Source organism: Maridesulfovibrio sp. (genome assembly GCF_963678865.1).
In the GTDB taxonomy this organism is placed as follows: Bacteria; Desulfobacterota; Desulfovibrionia; order Desulfovibrionales; family Desulfovibrionaceae; genus Maridesulfovibrio.
Window position 1 is genome coordinate 771742 of record NZ_OY787459.1, and the last position, 19666, is coordinate 791407.

The 19666-nt window shown below is 48.4% G+C and carries 19 protein-coding genes; 11 read left to right on the plus strand and 8 right to left on the minus strand.

Going from position 1 to position 19666, the window contains the following annotated elements; all coding sequences use genetic code 11:
* Positions 1–47 precede the first annotated feature (47 nt).
* The 8 genes from yajC to glgP form a co-directional block, all read right to left on the minus strand.
* On the minus strand, positions 48–398 hold the full coding sequence (gene yajC, locus ACKU41_RS03465; protein ID WP_319779784.1) for a preprotein translocase subunit YajC: 351 nt from the start codon (positions 396–398) through the stop codon (positions 48–50).
* 45 nt (positions 399–443) lie between these two features.
* Entirely contained in the window at positions 444–1196 is a 753-nt protein-coding gene (locus ACKU41_RS03470) for a hypothetical protein (RefSeq protein ID WP_321404169.1), read from the minus strand.
* Between the two features lie 4 nt (positions 1197–1200).
* Positions 1201–2301, minus strand: a complete 1101-nt coding sequence (locus ACKU41_RS03475) for a glutamine amidotransferase family protein (RefSeq protein WP_319779786.1) — start codon at positions 2299–2301, stop codon at positions 1201–1203.
* Positions 2302–2320: 19 nt separating this feature from the next.
* Positions 2321–3598, minus strand: coding sequence for an FAD-dependent oxidoreductase (locus tag ACKU41_RS03480; RefSeq protein WP_321404171.1), 1278 nt, complete (start codon positions 3596–3598; stop codon positions 2321–2323).
* A 3-nt stretch (positions 3599–3601) separates the two neighbouring features.
* Positions 3602–4045 carry a 4Fe-4S dicluster domain-containing protein gene (locus ACKU41_RS03485; RefSeq protein ID WP_319779789.1) on the minus strand — a complete coding sequence of 148 codons (444 nt, stop codon included), beginning with the start codon at positions 4043–4045 and terminating at the stop codon, positions 3602–3604.
* An 87-nt stretch (positions 4046–4132) separates the two neighbouring features.
* On the minus strand, positions 4133–5659 hold the full coding sequence (locus ACKU41_RS03490) for a glutamate synthase-related protein (RefSeq protein WP_321404174.1): 1527 nt from the start codon (positions 5657–5659) through the stop codon (positions 4133–4135).
* A gap of 137 nt (positions 5660–5796) precedes the next feature.
* On the minus strand, positions 5797–6483 hold the full coding sequence (locus ACKU41_RS03495) for a thermonuclease family protein (protein WP_321404176.1): 687 nt from the start codon (positions 6481–6483) through the stop codon (positions 5797–5799).
* A gap of 10 nt (positions 6484–6493) precedes the next feature.
* The gene (glgP, locus tag ACKU41_RS03500; protein ID WP_321404178.1) at positions 6494–9061 is read right to left on the minus strand and encodes an alpha-glucan family phosphorylase; all 2568 of its coding nucleotides are present in this window, start codon (positions 9059–9061) and stop codon (positions 6494–6496) included.
* A gap of 209 nt (positions 9062–9270) precedes the next feature.
* Between glgP and dut the strand changes: the two genes are divergently transcribed.
* The 11 genes from dut (at position 9271) to ACKU41_RS03555 (ending at position 19650) form a co-directional block, all read left to right on the plus strand.
* A complete protein-coding gene (gene dut / locus ACKU41_RS03505) occupies positions 9271–9744 on the plus strand; it encodes a dUTP diphosphatase (RefSeq protein ID WP_319779793.1) in 474 nt (157 codons plus the stop codon).
* A gap of 25 nt (positions 9745–9769) precedes the next feature.
* Positions 9770–10972, plus strand: a complete 1203-nt coding sequence (locus tag ACKU41_RS03510) for an aspartate aminotransferase family protein (protein WP_321404180.1) — start codon at positions 9770–9772, stop codon at positions 10970–10972.
* A 36-nt stretch (positions 10973–11008) separates the two neighbouring features.
* A complete protein-coding gene (locus tag ACKU41_RS03515; protein ID WP_321404182.1) occupies positions 11009–11218 on the plus strand; it encodes a hypothetical protein in 210 nt (69 codons plus the stop codon).
* Positions 11219–11370: 152 nt separating this feature from the next.
* Positions 11371–12231, plus strand: coding sequence for a 50S ribosomal protein L11 methyltransferase (locus tag ACKU41_RS03520; RefSeq protein ID WP_319779797.1), 861 nt, complete (start codon positions 11371–11373; stop codon positions 12229–12231).
* 23 nt (positions 12232–12254) lie between these two features.
* Entirely contained in the window at positions 12255–12908 is a 654-nt protein-coding gene (locus ACKU41_RS03525; protein WP_321404184.1) for an endonuclease III domain-containing protein, read from the plus strand.
* An 18-nt stretch (positions 12909–12926) separates the two neighbouring features.
* Complete coding sequence (locus tag ACKU41_RS03530) at positions 12927–14042, plus strand: peptidoglycan DD-metalloendopeptidase family protein (protein ID WP_321404186.1); 1116 nt, start codon at positions 12927–12929, stop codon at positions 14040–14042.
* Positions 14043–14091: 49 nt separating this feature from the next.
* Positions 14092–15369, plus strand: a complete 1278-nt coding sequence (locus ACKU41_RS03535) for a S41 family peptidase (protein WP_319779800.1) — start codon at positions 14092–14094, stop codon at positions 15367–15369.
* A 17-nt stretch (positions 15370–15386) separates the two neighbouring features.
* Positions 15387–16643 carry a divergent polysaccharide deacetylase family protein gene (locus ACKU41_RS03540; protein ID WP_321404188.1) on the plus strand — a complete coding sequence of 419 codons (1257 nt, stop codon included), beginning with the start codon at positions 15387–15389 and terminating at the stop codon, positions 16641–16643.
* Positions 16644–16808: 165 nt separating this feature from the next.
* On the plus strand, positions 16809–17759 hold the full coding sequence (locus tag ACKU41_RS03545) for an ABC transporter substrate-binding protein (RefSeq protein ID WP_319779802.1): 951 nt from the start codon (positions 16809–16811) through the stop codon (positions 17757–17759).
* Positions 17760–17953: 194 nt separating this feature from the next.
* Positions 17954–18856, plus strand: coding sequence for an ABC transporter permease subunit (locus tag ACKU41_RS03550; protein WP_319779803.1), 903 nt, complete (start codon positions 17954–17956; stop codon positions 18854–18856).
* Complete coding sequence (locus tag ACKU41_RS03555) at positions 18856–19650, plus strand: ATP-binding cassette domain-containing protein (RefSeq protein WP_321404190.1); 795 nt, start codon at positions 18856–18858, stop codon at positions 19648–19650. The genes ACKU41_RS03550 and ACKU41_RS03555 overlap by 1 nt, the downstream gene beginning before the upstream one ends.
* Positions 19651–19666: the final 16 nt, after the last annotated feature.

Sequence of the window (19666 nt, forward strand, 5' to 3'; positions counted from 1 at the left end):
TACCCCGAAAAGCAACTTGCCTTGATAGGCTTAACTACACAAAAAAATTATTTACCTTTCTTTTCTTCTTTCTTCGCGGGGTTTGCGAGATTGGAAACAAAAGATCTTTCTACTTTGACCTGAAGGCCTTCTGCCAGCTCAACGGTCAGTTCATCGCCATCAACAGCGGTTACGCGGCCATAGATACCGCCTGCGGTTAGAACACGGTCACCCCTCTGGATAGCATCCAGCATTGCTTTGTGCTCTTTGGCTTTTTTCTGCTGCGGTCTGATGAGCAGAAAATAGAAAATTGCAAACATGAGGATGAGAGGGAGAAAAGAACCGAGTGCGCCCATGGGCCCGCCCTGGGCCTGCTGTCCGGCTGCACCCATCGCGTGTGCGATATCTGCAAAAAACATTACGTCCTCCTGAAAAGACTGTGTACGAATAAAACAATCCGCCTATTACACGGGAACATACATATCCCCGTACGGACGGTGTGAGCGGGGCAGAAGCTTCATAAAATCAGAAGCCATTATCGAATCCGCATCAACACCGATTTCCTCTGAATAATCCCGGACAATCTCAGCTATAGCTTCAAGATCGCCCTTATCTGCGGGTTCAGCCATGATTTCATGGCCGAGCAGCCCATCGGGAACCTTTCCACGCACGTAGATAACTCCTCCGTGCATCCCGGTACCCAAGGCCATTCCCGCAATGGGAGCATCTGGTTTACCAGAAAACATGCCAAGAAGTAAAATCACTCCTCCGGCCATATATTCGCCCAGAAAATCACCGGCTTTACCGCCGATGACAATTACCGGCTGTTGATCCATATAAGACTTCATATGGATTCCTACCCGATACCCGACATCGCCGTGAACGTAAATAGTCCCGCCGCGCATTGAGTAACCAAGAACATCCCCGGCCATTCCCCTGATGACAATACATCCGTCATCCATGGTATTTCCGGTACCGTCCTGAACATTGCCGTTTACAACTATTTTCGGCCCCTTCATAAAAGAAGCCATGTCCTGACCGGGCGTGCCGTTGACCGTAAAAGTCAAATTACCCTTAAGGGCTGTAGCTATGTACCTTTGTCCGACAACATTGTCGAGAACGAATTCACTCACGCCGTTATGAACATTTTCCCGCACAATCTCATTGAGCCTGCGGTAATCCATATCCGTGGCATCTATTCTGAATGATCCGGTCATGGTTTCACCCGTCCGCCTGAACTATGACCGGCTCCCCGGCCTTGGGCATCCAGACTTCATCCAGATCGGGACAGACCTTACGAATGGCACTTTCCTCACTGGACATGTAGACCCGGTCATCTTTGCTGGCAACAACAAGCGGGCGCAGCTTGATACGGTCATTGAGCCCCCACAGGCTGTCGGAATCCGCCACTAAAATGGCGAACGGACCGTTCAGCATGGCACTTGCGTATGTGGTTCTAAGTACGCTGTAAAGCTTTTTCTGCTCTTCATCCATTTTTTCAATCTCCTCCCAGAAAGGAGGAGCAAAAACAGAGGAAGCCAGTTTTCGGCTCAAACCGTGTTTACGTACCAGCAAATCAATTAAATATGCAACAACTTCCGTATCGGTATTCATGGTGCATTCATACCCATGGGTACAAAGATACCGACGATTGATACCGTATGATGATATCTCACCGTTATGAACAATGGACCAGTCCAGAATAGTAAACGGATGCGCCCCGCCCCACCAGCCCGGCGTATTGGTCGGGAACCGGTTATGCCCGGTCCAGAGATAAGCCGTATATTCATCCAGCCGATAAAATTCCGCAATATCTTCCGGGTATCCCACCCCTTTAAAGGCACCCATATTTTTCCCGCTGGAAAGCACAAAAGCTCCCGGAACTTCCTTATTGATCTTCATAACCACGCCGACGATATAATCAGCTTCATCTCCGCCGCTAAAATCGGATTGGGGCCTCAATTCTTTGGGATAAACAAAAAAGCGCCAGACCACAGGCGGATTCGTAATGCTGAGCACCTTCCGGGTCCGTATGGGTTCGGACTCATTAATATCAAAAAATCTTTTGATTATGACCTCAGCCTTATCAAGAGCCTGTTGGTCATCGCAAAGCAATTGCAGGCAGTATTTATCCGCCAGTTCCGGGTAAATGCCATAGGCGGCAAAACCGCCGCCCAGTCCGTTGCCCCGGTCATGCATACAGGCCATGGCCCGGATGGGAATATCGCCCGGAATACACTCCCGGCGTTTGCTGATTACACCGAACACCCCGCAACCCGAGATATCCTTCTCAAAATCATGATAATTATCAGGTGCTTTCATGTCTGAGACCTCCGGCGGCCTATTTGCTTTCAGGGTTCCATGCCTTGTTGAAAAAATCGTCCGGCCACATGAGGACATCCGGCTCTCCTTCACTGAGCCGTTTACGGGTTTGAGCATCTACTTTGAATTTAAATTTGATAAACGATGTATACATGCCTGCGAAATCAATATCCCCTACCAGAACATAACCGACCAGCTGATCTTTTTTAAAAACCAGCCTGCGATAACTCTGCTTCGGTTCATCAAAAAAAGTATAAATCTCATAATCAGGATCAGCAGAATCTGGATTGACCTCGCCTACAGAAATAGTAGGAAGGCCGAAAAAACTTATCGAACTCATGGACATGGTTCCGGGATAGGCGGATTTATTTCCAGCCATATTTCGCCCGGCGTAGTAACCTTGAGTGTAAGCATTAGACCAGATCGGGACAACCTTGTCTTTGTCAAAGACAACATCACGGGCCTGAGCTACGTCTCCGGCTGCATAAATATTGTCTACTCCGGTAAACATATTGTCATCGACAAGAATCCCCTTATCCACAGAGAGTCCCGCTTCCTCTGCAAGCCGAACATTCGAGACCACACCGATAGCGAGAACAATGGCGTCCGCTTCAAGAAAACTTTTGTCGTCCAACAGGATTCCGCGCAGCTTACCTGTTTTGTCGCGCACAATCTCCCTGCCGTTTACCCCGCAGCGAACCATCATTCCGGCTTCTCCCACCCGACGGGAAATCAACCCGGCTGCTTTGTCATCATAAGCAAGGGACAAAATGCGATCCCTCTCTTCTACAACAGTAACCTCCACACCTCGATTGTATAAAGACTCAGCAGCCTTCATCCCGATTAATCCGCCGCCGATAACAACCGCCCGCTTCAAACTCTTAACCGATTCAATCAATTTATAAGCATCTTTAGCGGCGGTAAAATTATAAACATCATCCCCTTCAACACCCTTGATCTCCGGCACAAATGGTTTGCCCCCGGTAGCAATGAGCAATTTTTCATATGGAATTTTGGTGCCATCAGAGGTCAGCAGTTCCCGTGTTTCAAGGTCAATTTTCTCAATATAGGTTGCAAGTTTGAGGGTTACATCCTTACCCGTGTAGTAATCCCCCGAACGCATGGAGAACCGTTCGGGATTGATGCGTCCTGCCAGCAGGTAAGAAGTAAGCGGCTTACCGTAAGCAGCAGTATTCTCCGCCCCGATCACTATAATGGGGGTATCACGGTCATATTTCCTGATGCCGTCGATGGCGCCCAGTGATGCAATGCCATTTCCGATAATAACATATGCCATGGCTTACCTCTCTTCGTACTTCAAAGCACGGTTGGGACAGGCTTCCACGCAGGCCGGACCTTTTACCCTGTCGGCACAAAGGTCGCATTTGATAATTTTATTATTATACTTATCGCGCTGAATGGCTCCATACGGGCAAGCCATGAGACAAGTCCAGCAGCCTACGCACTTATCAGCATCATACACCGTAATTCCGGTTTCCTCATCCTTAATCAGCGCACCGGAAATACAGACAGGTACGCATTCCGGTTCTTCGCAATGACGGCAGCTGATGGCGACATAAACATCACAATTCTCAATTACCCGTTTACGGGAAATCAGCCCCTCGGCCCGTTCCTTCCTGAACGCAAGGATAAGGTCATTATCTTTGGAATGAGACGCAAGACAGGCCATCTCACAAAGACAGCAACCTATGCAAAAATTTTTATCTGGATAAATTCTTTTCATCTATGTCTCCGGAGGCCTTACAGGGCCTTAAATCCTCTCCAAAAATGATAAAGCTCAACCGTTTTATTCACAAAATTTATATTTGCATTACCTGCCGGCATGCTTCACGCCCAGAATATGCATTTCGGACTCCGTTAACCCTACGGCCCTTAATTTATCTCTGTTTCCACGCAAACTCTCAATAGAATTCAACCCCATGCCCCCGAGCATTTCTTTGATCTCATGAGACCAGCTGCGTACAAGATTAACCAGTCGTTCGGCGGCTATTTCCGGATTCTGACGTTTGGCAAGTTTACGGTCATTAGTGGCAATGCCCCACGGACACTTTCCTGTATAACAACGTCCGCAGAGGGTACACCCCACCGCTATCAATGCCGCAGTTCCGATGTTGACCGCATCGGCACCAAGAGCGATGGCTTTGATAACATCAGCGCTACAACGGAATCCCCCCCCGGCAATAATTGAAGCTTTTGAACGAATCCCCTCATCCCGCAACCGCTGATCCACACTTGCGAGGGCCAGTTCAATCGGAATGCCCACATTATCACGGGTCATAGCCGGAGCCGCCCCGGTTCCGCCCTTCATGCCGTCAATGTTCAGGATGTCCGCCCCGGCGCGTACAACACCGGATGCAATTGCCGCGACATTATGTACAGCCGCAATCTTAACAGCTACCGGAACCCGGTATTCTGTTGCTTCCTTAAGCGCAAAAATTAATTGCAGCAGGTCTTCAATGGAATAGATATCATGATGCGGAGCAGGTGAAATAGCATCTGAGCCCGGCGGGATCATACGCGTTTCGGAAATCATACTATTAATCTTTTCACCCGGCAGATGCCCTCCAATACCCGGCTTGGCACCCTGCCCGACCTTGATTTCAATACCCACCCCGGCATTCAGGTAATCGCCGTGAACACCGAACCGTCCAGAAGCTACCTGCACAATGGTCCATTGTCCGTACTTATACAACGATTTATGCAAACCGCCTTCCCCGGTATTGTAAACCGTATTCAATTCTTTGGCCGCCATAGCCATTGCAGCGTGCAGATTGTAGTTGATTGCACCCAAAGACATACCTGCGAAAGTTATCGGGGTAGCCAATTCTATCTGGGGGGGCAGTTCGGTTTTGAGTTTCGGATTACCTTCAGCATCAAATGCGACCTCAACCCGGTCCGGCTTAGCACCGAGGAAAGTCTTCAATTCCATTGGTTCACGCAGAGGATCAATAGACGGATTGGTGACCTGACTGGCATCCAGCAACAGACGGTCCCAATACACAGGAATATCCACCGGACTGCCCATCCCAGCCAGCAGCACTCCGCCACTCTCTGCCTGATTATAAATGTTGCGTATAAAATTGGGTCGCCATGTGGCATTTGGACGGAAATCCGACTCATTCAACCTGATCGTCAATGCTGCAGTGGGACACATGGCCGCGCAACGGTGGCACCCAACACATCGCCGGTTGTCATGAGCCACTTTTCCACGGGCATCATCCCAGAAATGTGCTTCGTAAGAGCACTGTTTTATACAGACTTTACAGTCTATACACAGATCAGGGTTACGCACTATACGGAATTCATGAAATGTGCTGGCAAATTTTCTGAAAAGCAATGATGCCTCCGGCAACAGGAAAAGAAGACCTTAGCAGAACCTTCCTTTCCCAGACCCCATCCATTCGAAACATTTCACCAAGCTTCGCTCCGGGGTATTTTAAAATTTTGCAGTAAACTACGTCACTGCCTCCATCTCTATTTTACTAAAGGCCATAAATTCAAATGCCTTGCTGGTGAATATCCATCGTAAAAAGCTTCACCCAGACTGGAAAAATTTACTCTATTTCTCCAACTGATCTTTTTAGCATATTTATCTCCGGGTAGAAAACAGCGACGGCTATTCTTATTGCCAACCCACGGCATATTAAATTTCTTCAATTTACTGACCACAGGCCAAAAGCCCTTCTTTCCTTTATAAGCCTTTCGCTGGGCCTGGAGAAGCAGTTTCTGCCTGCCGCTGTCATTACCTTCATGAAAATAAAAAAAAGCCGCGCCCTTGCTGATCATGTATTTATTCACGAATACATCATCCACATAGACCCAACCGACTATGCGTTTATAACGATCAATCCCTTTTCCCGCAAAATCAATACGTACCCGTTTACCGAGAATCAACTTAGAAAGCAGGTCCTTGGCCTCTTGGGCATAATATTGGTCAGCTTTGCCTTTCCGGCCTATTTCCGGAGTATCTATTCCGGCAATGCGTACTCGTTTGCTGTTATCAAGAATGAAGGTATCACCATCTATTACATAACGGACTTCAGCCTCAAACGCTGATGCTGAAGCCGCACTGAATAACAGACAACATACAATAAAAAATAAAACGGGGCCCTTAAGGACCCCGCTTCGTAAATTGTTTTTTTCAATTTCTAATTTCGGCATTCAATTCCTTCTACTGCGCCCAATGGATCAAACCGAGGGAATGGGGATCAAGCAGCAGTTCATGATTAGGCAGGATGCGTACGGTATAACCGAATCTTCCTGCCTCATGGGGCATAACCTCGCCTTGATAGACGTGCCAGCCTCCGCCCATGTCTTCTTCCTGAGTCATGACGACGGTGCGTCGGCGGGCAAAATTACCATCCTGCCCAACAGGCCCGGCATAAATTTCCACCTGCACATTATCCGGGGTCAAACCGTTGAGGAAAACTTCTGCAGAGATGATGATAGGTTCCTCAACATAAATATCGGTATGCACTTCCGAAGTTATGTTACGGACTTTCAAGCTGGACCACTTGGTCATCACTTCCATTCTCCATGCAGCCAGTTCCTTGGCCCCCTGGAAATCATTCTTGTGCATGGTTTTGTAATTGTTGAATGCTGGCTGGTAAGCTTTTTCAGTGTAATCTTCCACCATGCGGTTTGCGTTGAACTCAGGTCCCAGAATTCGAAGCGCTTTCTTGACCTTGACAATCCAGTTACGGGGAAGACTGCCGTGACCACGGTCATAGAATTCTGGGATTATGTCATTTTCCAGCACTTTGTAAAGAGTCTGGCTTTCCACAAAATCCTGATATTCATGATCGTTGTAATCTTCTCCCCGACCGATAGCCCAGCCGAGGCTGTTGTCGGGCAGATAGGCTTCATCCCACCAGCCGTCAGGGGTACTGAACTGGAGCACACCGTTTGCCATGGCCTTCATGCCGCTCGTTCCGCAGGCCTCAAGAGGACGTCTCGGCGTATTCAACCAGACATCGCAGCCCTGAACCATGTAATTTGCAATCTTCATGTCATAGTCTTCAAGGAAAACCAGACTCATGCGGCATTCTTCACGACGGCAAAACTGGATGAGGTCTTGAATGAGCTTCTTGCCTCCATTGTCCTGAGGATGCGCTTTACCTGCAAAAATAAACTGCACGGGCTGCTTGGAGTCGGAAATGATCTTCAGCAGACGTTCCTTGTCCTTGAAGAGCAACCCTGCACGCTTATATGTTGCAAACCTGCGTGCAAAACCTATGGTCAATGCACGGGGATCGAGCACTTCATCAGCAAGCTCGATTTCCTTGCGTCTGGCACCGACATTCATAAGCTGACGACGCAGACGTTTACGCACGAAATCCACCAGCCGCTCACGAAGGCGTTCATGGGTTCGCCAGAGTTCAGCATCAGGGATGTTGTCAGTCTGTTTCCAGACACGGCCGCAATCCGGGTCCTCACGCCAGTTAGGACCAAGATAACGATCAAAAAGCAACGAAAAATCCGTAGCGACCCATGTAGGCATATGCACGCCATTGGTAATTGCTCCGATAGGCACATCCTCTACCGGATACTGCGGCCATACCCTCTGCCACATATTCCTCGAAACATGTCCGTGCAGCTTGGACACACCGTTATTGAAACGAGAAAGTTTCAGGGCAAGCACAGTCATGCAGAACTGCTCGGCATCATCATGCGGATCTTCCCTGCCAAGGGAAAGAAAAACTTTGTAAGCAAGTCCCATGGTCTGGGCATAAGGCTCAAAATAAGGACGCATCAGGTCTGCCGGAAAACGGTCATTACCGGCCGGAACCGGTGTATGGGTAGTAAAAATACTTGAAGAAGCGACCATTTCCATGGCTGCTTCAAAAGAAAGGCCGTGCTCAGTCATGAAAACACGGATGCGCTCCAGCCCGGCAAAAGCTGAATGACCTTCATTCATATGGATAACACTGGGTTCAAGCCCAAGAACCGCAAGAGCCTTGATTCCGCCAATTCCAAGCAGGATTTCCTGCCAGAGTCGCATTTCAAGATCTCCGCCGTAAAGACGTGCTGTAATATTGCGGAAATAGATCGGATTTTCAGAAATATTGGTGTCGAGCAGATACAGGGTGACACGCCCGACCTCAACATACCAGACTTTGACTTTAAGATCCTCACCCTTAATCTTCAAGGTGAATTTAACATCATTACCGCTCTTGTCCTTAGCGGCTTTGATGGACATTTCCTCAAAATCATGACTGGGATAACGTTCCTGCTGCCAGCCGTCCTGAGTCATATACTGGCGAAAATAACCGTGCTGATAGCAAAGTCCTATTCCCACCAGCGGAATATTCAGGTCACTTGCCGATTTCAGATGGTCTCCGGCCAGCATACCAAGACCGCCGGAATAAATAGGCAGGCTGAGACCGATGCCGTATTCAAAACTGAAATACGCTACAACTGGCTCTCCTTTTTCAGCCCCATCAAATTTGTAGGAACAACCCTCACGGGCAAGATAATTTCTCTGAACTCTGACTGCTTCCCTGAGACGCTGAATAAAAAAATCATCATTGGCGAGTTCTTCAAGCTTCTGCTGAGGCAGACTATTCAGGAACTTTACCGGATTCTGTTGGCAATCCCGCCAGAGCACCTGATCGATTGAAGAAAAGATACTGGCAATGTCGCTGTTCCAGACAAAAAGAAAGTTATATGCCAAGTCCCAAAGCTCTTTCAGTTGACTGGGCAGACGTGGAACGACGCTATAAACGCGAAGCGGCTGCATAGTTATCTCCTTGAATATTGATTCAAAACGGGGTGGTGGACCGAACATATCAGAAACCCCGAACCTTTTACACTCATTTTTATTATTTGCCTTATTCAGGTTAACATTTCAAGACGGTTTAGCAATTATCTGGATAGAAAGTTGACACATTCGACTTACAAGAGCATTCTGCCCCTTCAAAATATCACTTGTTCAAGGATAGAAAAAGAATGAATCCTACCCAATCCAATCCTGTTGAAGTAAAAGTAAAATTCCTCAACGAAACCGCCCGCGAAGGAGGGCTGGACTACGCCACTCCCAATTCTGCCGGAGTGGACCTGCGTGCCTGCATTGAAGATGATTTCGTGGAAATAGAACCGGGCGGAAGGTTCGCCTTCCCCGCAGGAATCGCCATTGAAATCACTGCACCGGGTATTGCCGGATTTGTCTACTCCCGTAGCGGACTGGGTACCAAGGACGGCCTGACCGTCAGTCAGGGAGTCGGAGTTATCGACCCTGACTACCGCGGAGAAATAAAAGTTTCCCTGCTCAACACCTCGGGTGAAAAACGACGAATTGAGCGTGGACAGCGCATTGCACAGCTCGTTTTCATGCCCTACTGTCATGCCCTGCTGACTCCCAGCGAAGAACTTTCCGACACAACCAGAGGTGCCGGGGGATTCGGGCATACAGGCAAGAATTGATCATCCACTGAAATAGAATAATATCATGAACAAACACGATACACTTGTAGCCGCCGAACAAAAATCCATCTGCAACACTTACGGCAGATACCCCGTTAATGTAAACAAAGCCAAAGGCTCCAGAATATGGGATCTTGACGGCAAAGAATACATCGACCTTCTCTCCGGCATTTCCGTGGTCAACATCGGCCACTGCCGCGACGACCTCGCCGATGTAATGGCTGAGCAGGCCCGCAAGCTGGTACAGGTCAGCAACCTTTTTTATCAGGAAGAACAGGTTGAACTGGCGGAAAAGCTTCTCGGCACATGCGGTGCGGACAGAGTTTTCTTTGCCAACTCCGGTGCCGAAGCCAATGAGGCTGCCATCAAGCTGGCAAGACGTTACATGCGCACTGTAAAAGAAAGGGATGCTTACGAAATAATCACCCTTGAAGGATCTTTTCATGGCCGGACGCTCGCAACCCTGACCGCAACCGGACAGACAGGCCCCATTAAAGACGGATTCTCCCCCCTGCCGGAAGGCTTCAAGTATGTTCCTGCCGGAGATGTGGAAAAACTTAAGTCCGCCATCACAGACAAAACTGCAGCGGTCATGCTTGAGATGGTGCAGGGCGAAGGCGGCATCAAGCCTTTGCCGGAAGATTACGTTAAAGCAGTAACCGAACTTGTAAAAGAAAACGACATCCTGCTTATTGTGGATGAAGTTCAGTCCGGCCTGTGCAGAACCGGAAAATGGTGGGCACACCAGCACTATGGAGTAACGCCGCACATTTTCACCTCCGCCAAGGCTCTTGCCAACGGTCTGCCCATGGGAGCCATGCTGGCAACCGAAGAAGTTGCCAAAGGCTTCACCCCCGGCAGCCATGCCACCACCTTCGGCGGCGGTGCGCTTGTTTCAAAAGTTGCATCCAAAGTCATCGACATCATGACCGAGGATAAACTGGATCAACGCGCAGCCGAACTTGGTGATTTCTTCAAAACTGAAGCTGGAAAACTGCAGGATAAATTCCCCGGCAAAATCAAGTCCGTGCGCGGACTCGGCCTGATGCTCGGCGTGGAGCTCAATTTTGACGGCAGCGAGATTTTCGCAGCGTTGCGCGACAAGGGATTCATACTCAACCTGACCAAAGGAACAATTTTAAGATTGCTCCCCGCTCTCACTATTGAAAAGGAAGACCTCGTTGCCTTCCTGAATGCTCTGGAAGAGTTGCTGGCTGATCAGGCATAGCTTGACCAATGAGGAATGAGGGATTAACTTTAGATTATGACTGAAGTTGCACTTGCCGCCTCTATAGATAGCGGTGTCCGGGATACCGCTCTTGAGCCTAGGCTGCCCACGGAAAAACCCGATGTGCTGCCAGACGCGATTGATGCGCCCACCATGCACCAGCATGAGGCGGAACAGCAAAGAGTTACGGATCAGGCAATACACAGCCTGACGGGCAAGGGAAATCTCATTGACCGCATTGTTTAGACAGCCACGGCCCTGCTTTACGGGGATTAAATAAATAAACCTGAAATGCTCAGATACTCGGTAGAGTATCTGAGCATTTTCATGTACTGCTATTTCAAAAACAATAAACAAGAATCAAACAATCAAAATTGATCAAAATATAAGGAACACAAATGTCCAAACTGCTCAGAATCCAGTTTACCCTTTCCGAACTCGAGAGCGATGAATGTCAGGTTTACCTCGGCACACGCGTAGCCCATGGCTGGGAAGAAAAGCCGCTTGATGACGATTCAATCTTCTACACCATCCATCTGGAAGACCATCCTCTCGGCATGGAAATCGTGGAAGAGATCAAATCCAGCTGGCCACATGCCGGATGCGTGGCCGAAGAAATAGAAGACGAAAACTGGGGCCTTGCATGGAAAGATTATTTCGAACCCGTAACCTGCGGAAAATTTGAAATCCTGCCCCCGTGGTTGCTGGAAAAAAAGACCGCTGGCAAAGAACACATTATCATCGAACCTAAAATGGCTTTCGGCACAGGCAGCCATCCCACCACCGCCCTCTGTCTTGAATTGATCAGCAGGCTTGCCGATGAAGGTAAACTCAATGCGGACATGGACTTTTTCGATCTCGGTACCGGCTCCGCAATCCTCGCCATTGCCCTTGCCAAGCTTGGACTCAAAGGTGTCGGTGTAGACATCGACCCGCAGTCCATTGTCTGTGCACAGGAGAATCTCAACAATAACAATGTCGAAGGCATCATCCTTTCCGTCGGCAGCGCTGATTCCATTGACCCGACTTTAAAATACGAACTGGTCGTTGCAAACATCCTTTCCGGCCCGCTCATCGAACTCTGCCCGGAAGTGACCGCACGCTTGAAGGAAAATTCCATCCTCATACTGTCCGGCATCCTCGTGGAACAGGCCGAAAAAGTAGCTGCGGAGTACATCAAAGCAGGACTGCCAGCCCCGGAAATCTTCACCATGGGCGAATGGGCAGGTCTCCTCTGGCGCGACGTTAGTGCGGATTAATTTGAATGCCTCCGGCGGCAGACATGAATAGAGAAGACCTATTACTAAAATATTACGAAGCCCTTTCAGAAAGACTGGGGCCTTCCCATTGGTGGCCGGGTAAAAGTCCTTTCGAAATTGCCGTGGGTGCAATACTGGTCCAGAATACCAACTGGGTAAATGTAGAAAAAGCCATTGATAACCTAAGGGCTAATGACGGATTGACTCCGAAAGGTTTGCGTAAATTCTCCACGGAAGAGTTGCAGGAACTTATCAGACCTTCCGGTTTCTTTCGGATGAAGGCAATAAGGCTCAATAAATTCCTTGATTTCCTTGACGAAAATTCTGCAAAGTGTATCACGGACCTGGCGGAAGCAGATACATTTGAACTCCGGGAAAAACTGTTGGCAGTCAAAGGAATCGGCCCGGAAACGGCGGACTCTATTTTGCTTTATGCACTTGATAAACCCGTATTTGTAGTCGATGCCTATACGCGCAGGATTTTCAACCGCCACATGCTGGTTCATGAAGACATCGATTACCATGAATTACAGGAATATTTCATGGACGTTCTTGATCCTGACATAAACTTGTACAATGAATATCATGCGTTGATTGTGCGGACGGCTAAAGAATGGTGTAAAAAATCAAACCCTGACTGCGCTAACTGCCCGCTGGGTAAATTTCTGGAAAATTGATTTCAGCCTATGTCCCGAATGTGCTCTAAAACTTATCTGCTCACTATGGCTTTCGCAGTGCTGATGCTTTGCGGTGTTAATGCAGCTTGGGCTGATTCCACGGTGGAGCGTCTGAAAGATGAGATTCAGGATACCAGACAGACTGTTAAGCAACAGAAGCAGGAACTGCTTAAGCTGACCCGGGAAGAACGGTCCATGTTCGGGGAACTGGCCTCCATTGAAGACCGCATAACCAGTGTTGAACGGGATTTATTCCGGCAGGAAGATGACCTCTCTGGCATTATGGAAGATGAACAGGCCGCTAAAGCGGACCAACGTGTTCTTGAAGCTGAACTGGCAGAAATTGTTGATAAACTGAAAGATATGCTGTCCAGACTCTGGCCGGTTCATTCCCGCAAACTTGAAAACAGGTTCGGCTCTCTTGATGACTGGGCAAAAGCTGACCGCAATTTCGTATGGCTCGCCTCGCTTTACAAAGAGACCAGAGTCGAACTGGATAAAGCGCAAAAAAAAGCTGACGAAATCACCGCCAACCTCGGAACTCAAAAAGATTTACGTATGAAGGCGGAGTCCAAACTCGCTGAAATCAACAGCACAAAGGATAGCCTGCTGGAGGACAAATTGAGCCTTCTGGCCGGGATCAAATCCATCCGCGCACTGAAAATCAACAGAGAACAGGAACTGAAAGGTCTTCTTGAAACAATCAATAAACTGAATTACAGACTGAAAAGCCTGACCAGCAAAAAAATTGCCAATTTTAAAGGGTCCTTACCTCGCCCATGCGAAGGGGACACCAAAGTCCGGTTCAAACCTTCCGCCAAACCGCCAGTGCGGGGGATCGGAATACAGACAACCGGAAATGTCGATGTAAAATCAATCTTCTGGGGCAAGGTCGTGCATAACGATACCCTCAGGGGATTCGGGCGGGTTGTGATTATTTATCACGGCTACAACTACTACTCCCTTTACGCTTATCTGGCCGAAAGTTTCGTAAAAACCGGTCAGGAGGTAGAAAAGGATGAAATTATCGGTAAAACAGGGTATTACCCTAACTTGAAAGAAACGGGTCTCTATTTTGAATTACGTTTTCATCAGAATCCCGTTAACCCTCAAAAATGGCTTGCCCGAAATTAATGTATAATTACTTGAGCAAGATACAGCACTCACCACGCTGGAGGAACACATGAGAAAAACATTGTGGATGATAGCGATCGTCTCCCTTTTCGCAATCTCCGTTGCACCGGAAACCACACAAGCCGTTAATGAAGATCGCTTTGAACCCCTACGGAGATTTTCGCAGGTTCTTGATCTGGTTGAACACAATTACGTTAAAGACATCTCCCGCAAAGAACTTGTTGATGACGCTGTAAAGGGCATGCTCGAGCAGCTTGACCCGCACTCTACTTTTCTTTCCACTGATGATTTCAAGGAAATGCAGGAATCAACCAGCGGAGAATTCAGCGGTATCGGTATTGAAATCAGCATGGAAAAGGGACGGTTGACCGTAATTTCCCCCATTGAGGACACCCCGGCCTACAAAGCAGGTCTTAAGGCCGGCGACATCATCCTTGAAATCAACGGTGAATCCACCCAGTCCATTTCGCTTATGGAAGCTGTCGGTAAAATCAGGGGCAAACGCGGTACGGATGTAATCCTGACCATCCTGCACAAAGATGCCAACAAGCCTGAAAAGGTAACAATTACCCGTGATACCATCCCCATCATCAGTGCAAAAAGTCAGGAACTGGAAGACGGAATTCTTTACCTGCGACTGACAAGATTTAACGAAAACACAACTCGTGAAATGCATAAGGCCCTGCGCGAATACAAGAAGAAGCACACTCTCAAAGGAGTGGTTCTCGACCTGCGCAACAACCCCGGAGGACTGCTGACACAGGCCGTATCTGTAGCAGACACCTTCCTCAACGACGGACTGATCGTCTACATTGAAGGCCGCAGCAAAGCCAGCCGCAAGGATTTCATGGCTGCCGAGCAGGCCACAGACGTAAACGTACCCATCGTAACCTTGATCAACGCAGGCTCTGCATCCGCTTCCGAAATCGTAGCCGGAGCACTCAAAGATCATGACCGGGCACTGTTGCTCGGGGAACGCACCTTCGGTAAAGGCTCTGTACAAACCATCATTCCCATGGCTGACGGTTCCGGCATCAAGCTGACCACCGCCCTGTACTATACCCCAAGCGGCCGTTCAATTCAGGCTGAAGGAATTGATCCGGATATTGTGTATCCCTTTGTCCCACCGGTTGAGGATAAAGATAATGACGACCGTTTCATCCTGCGCGAAAAAGACCTTAGCCGTCACCTTGAAAATAACGGCAAGGACAAGAAAAAGAATAATACCAGAGATGACAAAGCCAAAAAAATGCTTGATAGAGATAACCAGCTCAGACTGGCCCTGCAGATGGTAAAACAGCTTCCGCGCCTGAAAGAAATCAAGTAATATCAAGGTCTAGCAAAGTGGATCAGAACAATCCCGAACACAATGAACAACCCGAAATCCCGGCAACAAAGCCGGGATTTCGGGCTTACCTTTCCAAGCCTGCAGCCATTGTCTCCCTGACTGTTGCGGCTGCCGCAAGTATCTGCCTGATAATTGCCCTGCTAATTTCAGATTCTCCGGAAAGCAATGCATCTTTACAGATTGCTGAAAACGAACAACCGGTTTCCGTTTCTACGCAACTTTATGAAGAACCCATGGAAGGAGATCTTGACGATCTGGTTAAGCAGATTGACCTGAGTCTGATCAATACCCTTAAGAAATCCAAAATTTCCATGAGCGAACTGCGACTGGAAGATGTCTCCCTAAAAAAACATCAGGGACGGGATTACCATTTCCAACAGCTCAGCTTTCCTGTTTCAGGTAATAAAGAGAACTTTGTCACTGAGATACAGAAAGGTCTTGATGCCACTCAGCTCAACGCCAGCCTGCATGAGGTCGCTGCAGACAGCTGGCTGATCAGCATCAACGGCGTACCGACCCATAAGTTTTCAATCTTCACTCCGAAGCCGATGAAACTTGAACCTGCTCCGGTTAAACTTGATCCCAATGCCCCTAAAATGGCTATAGTCATTGATGACATGGGCGAGGATCTGGAACTGGCCAAAGGACTGGCTGCGTTAGATGCAAAAATAACCTTTTCCATCTGGCCCAACAGTTCACATGTTAAAAAGACCGTTGCCATTGCCCGGAAAAGCGGAAATGAAATTATGGTCCACCTGCCCATGGAACCCAAGGGCTACCCCAAGGTTAATCCCGGTAAAGATGCTCTTCTGATACAAATGAACGCCGATTCAATCAGCAGGATAACCCTTGCCGCAATCGCAAAAGTGCCCGGAGCAACAGGATTAAACAATCACATGGGTTCCCGCTTTACCGAATTTAAAACCGGCATGAGCGTAGTCATGACCCAATTGCACAAGAAACATCTCTTCTTTCTTGACAGCCGGACCACTCCTGAAAGCGCCGGCCGCAAAGCAGCATCCAAAGCTGGTGTAACCTTTTATGAACGCAATATTTTTCTTGATAACGTAAAAAATGTCGGTGCCATTAAATACCAGCTTTCAAAAGCCGCTAAAATCGCCCGCAAACGAGGACAAGCAATTGCAATAGGACATCCGAATCGAGAGACACTCAAAGCCATCCGCCAATGGGTTGCCGAGAACAAGGGCAAAATAAGAATTGTTCCCGTAAGTTCGTTGCGCCCCAACAGCTAATGAACCGCCGCAGGTATGTCGCTGAATAGAGACAAATACGTTATTTAAATCTGCGGCAAAATCTATAATCGTAAAAAATATTTTTGTTCCTGTCTTGACTTAAAAGTCATTTTAAGGGCAAATTCAATTTAATAAATAATTACTTTAAGAAAGGGTTGTATCAGGATGAAAAAAATCCTCCTATTTCTCGTACTGCTGTTCATGGTTACGGTCCCCGTAATCCATTCAGCCCAGACTTACACAGTCTCTATTTCACAAATTGTTGAACATCCCTCCCTTGATGCCATGCGGGACGGTTTCAAAGACCGTCTCAAAGAAGCCGGATTCGATGTTATTTACAATGAGCACATAGCTCAGGGAAATCAGGCGACCAATATCCAGATTGCCAACCAGATAAAAGGCGAAAATCCCGATCTGGTGCTGACAATCACCACTCCGTCCTCACAAGCCGTAGCCCAGAAGATCAAGGACATTCCCATATTATTCACCGGCGTAACCGATCCCGTGGCAGCCGGACTTGTGAAAAGTCTCATGCAGCCGGGCAAAAACATTTCCGGTATGACAGACATGAGCCCGGTTCTCCGTCAGGTTGAGCTGATCAAGGAATTCATGCCCGAGGTTAAAACAATCGGTACTATTTACAACGCCGGAGAAGCCAATTCCATTGTGTTGACCAATCTGCTTAAAGAAATCTGTAAAGATTTCGGCATTAAGGTTGAGGAAGCCTCCATTGCAAACTCCAGCGGTGTTTATCAGGCCGCCAAGAGCCTCGTAGGTAAATGTGAAGCTATCTATATCCCGCTGGACAACACTGTTGTTTCCGGGCTGGAAGCAGCCATCAAAGTCTGCCGCCAGAACAAGCTGCCCATTTTTTCGGCAGACACCGATTCCGTGAAACGTGGAACCGTGGCCGCACTGGCTGTCGACTATTACCGCATGGGGTTGCAGACCGCTGACATGGCAGCCCGCATTCTCGGGGGTAAAGCCAAAACAGCAGACATGCCTGTTGAAACTCTTCAGAACCTGCGCCTTTTTGTAAACGAAAAGGCAGCAGCCCAAATGGGTGTAAAAATCCCCAGACAAGTCATGGAACGGGCAGATAAGATCATTAAGTAAATATTTGCAAATCTTCCATATAAGAGTTAAAGGCGCAGTACATACTGCGCCTTTTTCTTTTGCCTTCGGCGGCCCTGCCGGTGGCCTTAAACCCTTTTTGTAAAAAAGGTTTAAGAATCCCAAAAACTTTTATTAGTTTTCAACTGTTATACCTTTTAAATATCTCGCTATTTAAAAGAATTGGTTTTATATTTATGATTAGTCTTTATGCTTTCATGGGGGCCATTGAACAAGGTTCTGCCTTTGGTTTGATGGTTTTAGGTGTATATCTCACGTTCCGGGTACTCGACTTTCCCGACCTCACGGTGGACGGAAGCCTGCCCTTAGGAGCTGCGGTCTCGGCAGTGGCAATCAGCAACGGCTATCACCCACTCATAGGAATGGCGATGGCTCTAGCAGCAGGGTTTATTGCCGGAGCGGTTACCGGAATCCTGAACACCAAATTCAAGATACTGCACCTGCTGGCCTCAATCCTGACCATGATTTCCCTTTACTCCATAAATATCCGCATCATGGGCAGGCCGAACATGACCCTGCTCGGAGAAGACACCCTCATTGACCAGTTCATTGAATTGAGCGGACTTGCACCCCACTATTCCACCCCTATACTTTTCGCGCTTATTTCCGGGGTGGCTCTGCTGACCCTGATCTGGTTTTTGAAAACATCCTTCGGGCTGGCAATGCTCGCCACTGGAGATAACCCAAAAATGATCACCAGCCTTGGCGTTAACCGGGATATGATGATCATATTCGGAGTAGGTCTCTCAAACGGCATGGTGGCGCTTTCCGGCGCTCTGGTAGCCCAGAACCAGGGAGCCGCAGATGTGAACATGGGTATCGGAACCATTATTGCCGGACTGGCTTCGGTCATCATCGGGGAAACTCTTTTCGGCAAACCCAACGTAACACGGGCCATGCTTTCCGCCCTGCTGGGATCTGTGGTATACCGCATCGCCATAGCACTGGCACTGGGGGTTCGTTTCGGTGATTTTGCCTTCACTCCCAGCGACCTGAACCTTGTCACCGCCGCACTGGTGGTTGTGGCACTGGTCTCCCCGCAAATTAAGTCAGGACTGCTCAAAAGGAGGGCTGCATAATGCTTAAAGTGGAAAAAGCAGCCAAAACCTTTAACCCGGACAGCGTAAATGAAGTGCAGGCCCTGCGCTGTGTAGACCTTCAGGTTAATGCTGGAGAATTCATTACTGTCATCGGCTCCAACGGGGCCGGAAAATCAACTTTTCTCAATTCCATTGCCGGAACCTTCATGCTCAGCAGCGGTAGCATACATATCGCGGGCAAAGACGTAACCAGATGGCCGGAACACAAACGAGCGGCCAATCTGGGACGCGTATTTCAGGACCCTCTGCTGGGGACCTGCGGATCACTTTCCATAGAACAAAACATGGCTCTGGCCCTCAAACGCGGCAAACGTAGAGGGTTAGGGCTGGGCGTGAAAGCCCGTGACCGAGAACTGTTCAAGGAGCAACTGGAGACACTCGGCCTCGGTCTTGAAGACAGGCTGGAAGACAAGGTTGGATTGTTGTCCGGTGGACAAAGGCAGGCGTTAACGATGCTCATGGCTACAATTACAAGGCCAGACATATTATTACTGGACGAGCATACAGCCGCACTTGACCCCAAGACAGGACGCAAAATTCTTGATATAACCGACGCCGTTGTGCGCCGTGACAACCTGACCACGCTTATGGTTACCCATAACATGAATCAGGCAATCAACATGGGCGGTAGATTAATCATGTTCCATCAGGGCATGATAATTCTGGATATTTCCGGGAAGGAAAAGAAGGGACTGAAAGTAGAAGATCTGCTGGATCGGTTCTACTCCCTTCGAGGCGAGGATGTGGCCACGGACAGGATGCTTTTTTCCTGATTGCGGCTACATAAAC